Source organism: Paenibacillus aurantiacus, assembly GCF_042431225.1.
In the GTDB taxonomy this organism is placed as follows: Bacteria; Bacillota; Bacilli; order Paenibacillales; family Paenibacillaceae; genus Paenibacillus_Z; species Paenibacillus_Z aurantiacus.
This window is the reverse complement of record NZ_JBHMDO010000057.1, coordinates 1-8,467: the sequence shown is the minus strand read 5'-3', so window position 1 is coordinate 8,467 and position 8,467 is coordinate 1. Positions and strand designations below refer to the sequence as shown.

Genomic DNA, 8,467 nt, shown 5'->3' with positions numbered 1-8,467 from the left:
GCGCTGCTGAAAATGCTCTACTTAGCGACGATGGATGTCACTCGCAAATGGACTGGGCGTATGCAGAACTGGGGCCAAATGCTCCTCCAGCTCTCCGTTTTCTTCCCCGACCGGATCGGTCAATATCTACGTTAGTATTTTGCTTCAAGAGGGTTTACACAAAAAGCTTTACAGACCCTAAAAAGCATGTCTTAATTCCTTAAACATTTCTTGTATATTTATGTCTCTAAAACTATACCCAATGAACAGCAAGTTTTAGCAAGCAAATCCGCTCGCAAACGAATGTTTAATGGATTATTATGATTCTGAATTCGCTTCTCATAGTATGTAGCTAGGACTAGCAGGATCGCCAGTCTGCTCAAGTGATTCATATTGGGTCGGCATGGGCAATATCCATTAAATCCTCATTCATCTGAACTACAGGAGGAGATTCCATATTTAGGACTCGATTATCTTGGACATAACATTGCTGCTATTGCAGTGAATGGAAATGGATCAGTAGTTGATTTTGAGTTCAACCACAACGAAATTTACTCAAGCTCTGCCGAACACGCTGAAATAAGAATGGTAAAACGTGTCTGTAGTTTGTCTCAGATTAATGATTCTTGGCAACTCGGGAACAATCCAGATCGTAAGTATATGTCTTTTTCTAATATGACCCTATGTATATGCGTTCCCTGTCTTTCCCACATGCGCTTCATGGAGAAATATGGTTTAATATACCATAGGAGCGTGATACCGTGGACATTGAGTCTTTTCTCTATCCCAAGCACGAGGTGGCTTACATCACGACCTCTTCCACTATGAAAGAAGCGTTGGAAACATTGGAGGCGTGCCACTTTACGGCCATTCCGGTCCTGGACGACAACGGTGTCTATTTCGGAACACTATCTGAGGGCGATTTGTTATGGAAAATGAAGTCTACCCCAGGCCTTAGCTTCAATACGATGCACGAAATTCCCGTCATCTCCATTCAAAAACGGATGAAAGTCGAATGCGTTGCCATTGGCGCCGATTTGGACGAGATGCTGACGCTGGCGGCGGACCAGAACTTCGTTCCGGTCGTGGATGACGATCGCGTCTTCCTCGGCATCATTCGCCGCAAAGATATCATCGAGTACTATACCCGGAATATTACGGACTAGTTGGAAAAGACCCGACCAGCAAGATGGCCGGGTCTTCCTTATGCGGCACTACTCCTTTTACACGGCACGCGCTTTCGTTAGATCATCGTAAGCAACGCGCTGATTTTATCCAAATCGTTTTCCGCAAAGTGAAATAAAGTGAATACCGTACGCAAGCGTTGATTTTTCCGGTGTTTATCTATAAGCCTGTTTGGCTCTACTCCATCTTCTGAATAATGAACGCATTAGCCATTACCGATATCAATTCCCGCATGGGATGCCAGATCATCTCCGCATTCGCAACCTGAATTCATATTCCAATAAATTCCTCCCAACTAATTTGGAGCTTTTCATAGTCTGCACCAATGCTCTTAAGCTGGTCTTCTATGCTAGCCGAGCCCGATTCAATGCCTTTATAGACGACTAGAGGCGTTTCCGCGAGATAGGTTTTCGCTTGGGCGTAATCGCAGGAGAACATTTTTTTGATGAACAACAAGGTTCTAACCTTGTCGGACCCTGTGCCTGTTAACAGGATTTTATAGTAGTCGTACTCTACTTGCTCGCCGCTTTCCTGATCGTCCTCATCATTCTTCTGCTGTAAGAGACTTTGCAAAAAGTCCGCCAGAAGAGCCTCCTAGCAATTCGATTTGCGTTCGTTTTGTTACTTTTATCATAGACCTAGAATCGAGATTTTCCTTTCCCATTTGTTACATTGTTTCTTAAGATTACTCCCTCCTCCATTCCCCTCCTTAGCAATGCTATCAGGTTAGTGAAACCAAGCAGGTCGACAACATGGTTCTGATGTCCCGGGCGAATACTCAATAGTCGACTGGAGCACTGGGGCCCACTATTGGAGATTGAAGACTAGGTCGATAGATTAATAGTCGATTGAGCCCACTATTGGAGATCGATGACTGGGCGAACGTTGTGCTGTTTCAGTGCAACATAAACTCGCCAACCGTTTCTCCTTCTATCCCGACACGCTTAACCTGACAATGTTGCGGCGGCGGGGTGATTGAGGGCCATCTTGCTCTTTAGCCGACCAGTTTGTAATACGTGCAACTGGTACTTTTCCTCAAGCCATTCAGCCTCTGTTTTGCAATAGAAGCCCTGCTCTCCGCCAAATAAAATTACCGAAGGCCCCCGAGGCATTACCCCCGGATTTGGAAATGAACCTCCTCCCAAGACTCAGCGGGACGTTAAACCGCCTGAAGATCGTGGCGGCATGACTGTGACTGCATTTTTTTATGGCACTTGTTTGAATTCTCTTCGGCAAGAGATGCTGCCATACAATAAAAAAAGCACTTTTTACATAGGAATAGCACTTTTTTATTGCTTCTGGAAAATTGTATACTCGGGTTATTTGCGACGAATTATATATGTTAAAGAACAATATGACCTTGATAGGTCAAGGCGGAATAGGAGTAATGAAAATGCAACGATTATCATTGTCACACGATAAAATCAAGCCGCATTACCAAGTTATTGTAATTGGTTCTGGATATGGCGGAAGCATCGCAGCCTCACGCTTATCCAGAGCAGGATTGCAAGTTGGACTTTTCGAGCGAGGGAAAGAATTTATTCCTGGGGAGTTTCCAAGTACGGAACTCGAAGCAGCAAAAGAGCTGTCTTTTCGACTTCCGGACCATTCCATAGGTTCCACTACAGGATTGTATCAATTTCATGTCGATAATGATATCAACGTACTAACTGGCTGTGGTTTGGGAGGCACGTCGTTAATTAACGCGAATGTGATGCTCAAAGCTGATCCGAGAGTATTCGACGATCCTTGCTGGCCCGAAGAAATCCGGAGAGATGTCAAAACATTAATTGAGGACGGATACCAACTGGCAAAAGAGATGATAAAGCCGGTGCCTTATCCCAATAAGTATCCTCCTCTTCCAAAGTCAAAAGCGTTAGAAAAATCGGCAAACTATATGGGCTATCCGTTCTCAAAGCCCGAAATTGCAGTTAACTTCCAAGAATATAAGGAAGGCATCAACCATGTCGGTATTAACCAATCACCATGTGTCTGCTGCGGAGATTGTGTTTCAGGATGTAATTATGGAGCTAAAAATACGCTTGCAATGAACTATTTGCCAGATGCTCATAACTTCGGTGCTGAAATTTTCACACAAATAAATGTTAATCACATCGAAAAAAAGAATGACCGCTTCCTTGTGTATTATCATCTAATGCAAGAAGGCAACGACTTCAAGATACCAAACAAATCGATGTTTGTTTCGGCAGATATCGTTATTCTATCAGCAGGTTCCTTGGGAAGTACAGAGATACTCCTAAGGTCCAAAGCACGAGGTTTACCTCTATCCAATCAAATCGGACGGCACTTTACAGGTAACGGGGACGTTCTAGCCTTTGGTTATAATACCGAAACGGAAATAAACGGCGTTGGTTTTGGGTTTTTAGATCCAAACTCAATGGACCCAGTTGGACCTTGTATAACGAGTATGATTGATTTACGTGGTCAGACCTCATTGAACGATGGCATGGTTATTGAAGAAGGGAGTATCCCTTCCCTTCTTTCCAATATTCTTCCTGCCAAACTTGCCTTGAGCTCAAAGTATCAATATGATCCGATTAGTTCATCGATCGTAGATAATATTGATGAAGCACATAGAGAATTTGAAAGCGTATTTCAGGGGGCACGCACTGGTTCGGTGCGTAACACACAAACTTACTTAGTAATGGCTCACGACGACTCAAATGGTCAACTGTTTCTTCATGAACAAACTGATCGATTAAGAATTGATTGGATTGATGTTGGAAAACAACCCATTTTTGACTCGATTAATAATAAACTAAAACAGGCAACTACAGCCTTAGGAGGCGGGCAACATCTAACGAACCCGCTGTGGAGCAACTTATTTGATAAACATCTAGTAACAGTTCATCCAATGGGAGGTTGCATCATGTCAGAAGACGCCGAGAAAGGCGTTGTGAATCATAAAGGGCAAGTATTTTCTGGTCCAGAGGGTTCAAACGTATATGAAGGTCTATATGTATGTGATGGTTCAATTATCCCCCGGTCACTTGGGGTTAATCCACTACTTACAATCTCTGCTTTAGCTGAACGCAATTGCCATTTACTTGCAGAAGACCGGGATTTGAAGATTGACTTTGAGCTTCCTTCTCATCCTCCAAAAGAGGTTCCAGCTCCTAGATTGCTTGGGCTGACATTCACAGAAACAATGAAAGGTTTTTTTACAGCAGAACCGACTGATAATTATCGTGATGCTTATCAAATTGGGCGAAACACCCATACTCAACTCAACTTTACAATCACAGTACATATCAGCGATCTGGATGAAATGATTGAGAAACCAGATACTCGAGCCTCAATAACAGGAACAATTGAAGCTCCTGCTTTATCAACTAAATCACTATCGATTAATAATGGCGACTTTTATTTATTTCGGATTAACCCCGATGTACCAGAAGCTAAAGAAATGCGGTATCGCTTGCAGTTTTCTTCAATAGAAGGGCGATCTTTTTTAATGGAGGGTTTTAAAAACATCAGGCACGACTCTATACTTGATCTTTGGTCCGATACAACTACACTTTACGTCTCTTTGTCCGAGATAATGGACAGCAATGCTGTCTTACTCGGAAGAGGAATTCTCATTAATGAGAAAGAGGATTTCGTAAAACAGCTCTCTACAATTCGTATTTTGAATGAATCTGATCCGATTGAACAAATGAAGGCGATTGCCCGTTTTGGAACTTTCTTTGCAGGGACACTTTACGAAACCTACGGGAGTATTTTTGCTAAGGAGCATGTGTTTAATCCTTCGGCTCCACCACGAAAAAAAAGGCCTTTACGCACGGAGGTTCCCGAATTACATTATTTTGTCACGGGGGATGGTGCTAATCTGCGTCTTACGCGATATAGAGGTGGCGATAAAGGGCCGATTATGCTCTCGCATGGTTTTGGTGTCTCGAGTATTATTTTCTCATTAGATACAATCGAAACCAACCTACTAGAATACCTATGCTCTCATGGTTATGATGTTTGGTTGTTTGATTGGCGGGCTAGCATTGAACTGTCATATCATCACAAACAATTTACATTGGACGATGTTGCAACTTATGACTATCCTGCTGCGGTGGGAACTATTCAAAAAATAACTGGAGCTGCAACAATTGATGTCCTAGCTCATTGCGTCGGAGCGGCTACATTAACTATGTCAATGCTTAAAGGGCTTCAGGGAATCCGTTCAATAATTCTCACTCAAATTGGAGCGCATTTCAAACCACCACTGCTAAACAGGTTAAAAGTAGGAATATATACACCTACCTTTCTGAGAGCTCTCGGCATCGACTCCTTGCAGGCTTATTCGGATGCACGAGACGACTGGAGTGATAGATTGTATAACCAAGTCTTAAAGCTCTATCCGCTCCCTGAAGAAGAAAGATGCCACAGCCCTGTTTGCCGCCGTGCTACCTTCATGTATGGCCTTCTATTTGAGCACGAGCAGCTAAATAATCTAACCCATGAATGCCTTTATGAAATGTTCGGTGGCGGGAATATGACAGCCTTCGAGCATCTGGCACTTGTATTTAGGGAAGAAAAACTGTTGCGACATGACGGGGCAGATACATATATGAAGCATTTCGATCGATTAGCGCTTCCCATCACGTTTATTCACGGGGAAAAGAATCAAGTGAATACACCTGAGGGAACCAAGCTAACTTATAATCAGTTATGTGAACATAATGACCCTTCACTTTACAAACATTATGTCATACCAAACTATGGTCACATTGATTGCTTATTTGGCAAAAATGCAGTTCGCGATGTGTATCCGCAAATTATTGAACATTTGGAAAGGGTTCATGAGAGCAAAAATGACTTTCTGAAGAGACAGAGTGTTTTTAACTCCTGAATAATTTCCAATTAGATCGTTAAAACTCTTTGGCAGTGTAACCCGTTTTCGAGGTTTGGATTAAATCACCCTTCTAGACTAAGCAACCAGTCGTCGGAAATCATCTGGCGACTGGTTATTTAGTTCCATATAAATGTGATACCACTATGATCTTTGGCGATACCTCCTTTCAAACTGCTTGTACTTTTTAGAACATCGATTAGTTGGTTCAAGAACTGCGCCAACTCAGATTCATGCACCGGTCCCTTGCCGTAGGTGTATTGCTTACCGACAGACGGGGGTCAGTTGCAATTTGAAGGTCGAATTACAATTGGGGCTTCAATCAATCTTGGCTGTACTTTCTTTTTCTCATTCTCATGAATATCCGGTTCTAATAAGGGACCATCGTCTGTAACGGAAGTTTCCCGCCAATTTTTCGAGATTTTCTCTAAGCCAATCGGATATATTGTCAATACTCCCTCTTTATCAATATGTATCCGTAGAAAATTTTTCCAGTCTTCGATTTTCAAAGAAGAGAATGCTTCATTACTGTGCCGTCCGAATGCATTCAATGACAGGTATAGATACAAGCCCATTATGCAGGAACCTACAATCCAGCCAAAGGTTCCGACTAACAAAAAAGATATTACTTGCCTGACGATCATCCAGTCCATATTTCGGCCAAAGTCTAATAGACCAATAGTAATACAGTTTATCAGAATTGCAGCAGTAACATGACTAAGTCCATGAAGGCTTCCAGCTATCCATTTGTACCTACGTGAATGCGTATCCGTAAACAACCAAAAACCAGCTAGTATGATAATTATCCAAAACATGCATTGAGGGGAACGAACAATACCGGATAACATCATTATGAACCGTGCGCCGAATGCATCAACACCCGAGACCTCCTGAGTGATATCTAACAGGGAAAAAGCTACTAACAAATACAAGACTGCAGTGATGGACCCGAACATCTTGTTTTTTTGAAGAAAGAGAAGATTTTTTATGCAAAGCCGCTTTGAAATGTTTTCCTCGGGAAAATCCTTTTTTCGTTCAAATACACGCTCTTCCCTATCTTTTATATCCTCTGAAACGAACTCATACAATAATTTTTCACGGAGATCATGCGTTGGATGCAAAAATGCGCCTCCTCCGCCTGAGGTTATTTTTTCCACCTTACGACTTTCGTCTGGTTTTCCATCTGAATCCTTGGGAATGAATTCAAAACGGCGATAATGATGCTGATCACCTGCTATGAAGATTTGTATTCGTTTTTTTAATAGTTTTTCAAGAAAAAATAGATTGTTTTCACTATATGAAGGATCATAATTTTTATATTTATTTGATGAGACCCAGTAAGGTTCGGCATTACAAAGAATTACACGGTCGCCTTCCTTCATCTGATCAGCCAAGTTTTCGAAAAATTTCACTTGTGGACCATCGATATCAGAGTTTAATTGGACATCCGTACCAAGTAGCCACCATTTGTGAGGAAGTTTTATCCCAAAATAGCTTTTCGTTTGCGGACATTGCCAACCGTTAAACCATTTACGGGAGCAAAAAAGCCGGGTAAAGGAAAGTAAGCCATCATACCAGTCATGATTTCCAGGAATAGCGAACAATTGTGGATGAGGGTCCTTTGAATACCCCATAGCCATATGATAAGGCGCGATTAGACGCTCCTTATATTCCTTCCGATTGGCTGTTGGATAAACTTGATCTCCACCGAAAATAAGAATATCTCCTCTTGAGGTTGAGTAACTGTTGTTGGATTCAATATCTCTTATCGTCAATCTCGACCGGGTAAGATAGTAGGCAATCGTATAGGTGGAGTTAAATCCATCACCTAAATCACTCACATAATCGATCCAAATTTCATCACGATCAACCTCTGCATCAGTGAAATAGAAACCTTGTTCGTCTGTTACGAAGCCATCATTTCCTTTTCTTTGATAGCCTCTAGAAAGGTCTACATACTCTTCAGGCTCTTGTCCGTAAGACTCAAGCAAACGAAAATCTGAATATAGACCAAAGATCGTAGAAAGTACTGTTTTCGTCCCAGTGATAATCAATTGCTTGGGGTTGTACCATTCTACCATGCGTTTCCGTGTTTTTGGGTTCGCCATTTTTTCTGTCACAAACGAAGGAATGCGTCGAGAGTGAGAGGAAGTTGCATTCTGTTTTTCGCTCATTTTGGAGATTCACCTTTCTTTGAGTTATGAGGTTACAAATTGGGGTAAATTTTTCTATTTGTAATTGTTCCCTATATCTCAATGCTGATACACCAAAAATTCGAGCTAAGATAAGAACGTACGTCATTCGTTAAAACAAAAAAGCCGCATTGTGCGACTTTTGGACCTCTGTCAAGAAAGTGGACAGTAAATTAAGAGAATCTAGGATGCTTTACGATCAAAAAACTGTGCACTAAACTGCGCTGGCGACAAGTATCCCAGCGAA

Annotated in this window: 4 protein-coding genes and 1 pseudogene; 3 read left to right on the top strand and 2 right to left on the bottom strand. The window is 42.0% G+C overall.

Going from position 1 to position 8,467, the window contains the following annotated elements; all coding sequences use genetic code 11:
* Nucleotides 1-135 (top strand): annotated as a pseudogene (locus ACFFSY_RS35030) (IS256 family transposase); the annotation flags it as partial.
* Nucleotides 136-740: 605 nt separating this feature from the next.
* A complete protein-coding gene (locus ACFFSY_RS35025) occupies nt 741-1,145 on the top strand; it encodes a CBS domain-containing protein (RefSeq protein ID WP_377503242.1) in 405 nt (134 codons plus the stop codon).
* Nucleotides 1,146-1,434: 289 nt separating this feature from the next.
* On the opposite strand, the gene ACFFSY_RS35020 is transcribed toward ACFFSY_RS35025, so the two are convergent.
* Nucleotides 1,435-1,737 carry a hypothetical protein gene (locus tag ACFFSY_RS35020; protein ID WP_377503240.1) on the bottom strand — a complete coding sequence of 101 codons (303 nt, stop codon included), beginning with the start codon at nt 1,735-1,737 and terminating at the stop codon, nt 1,435-1,437.
* An 814-nt stretch (nt 1,738-2,551) separates the two neighbouring features.
* Here ACFFSY_RS35020 and ACFFSY_RS35015 point away from each other — a divergent pair.
* Nucleotides 2,552-6,028, top strand: a complete 3,477-nt coding sequence (locus ACFFSY_RS35015; RefSeq protein ID WP_377503238.1) for an alpha/beta fold hydrolase — start codon at nt 2,552-2,554, stop codon at nt 6,026-6,028.
* A gap of 281 nt (nt 6,029-6,309) precedes the next feature.
* On the opposite strand, the gene ACFFSY_RS35010 is transcribed toward ACFFSY_RS35015, so the two are convergent.
* Nucleotides 6,310-8,202 (bottom strand): metallophosphoesterase, encoded by a 1,893-nt coding sequence (locus ACFFSY_RS35010; protein ID WP_377503236.1) that lies wholly within the window; start codon nt 8,200-8,202, stop codon nt 6,310-6,312.
* Nucleotides 8,203-8,467: the final 265 nt, after the last annotated feature.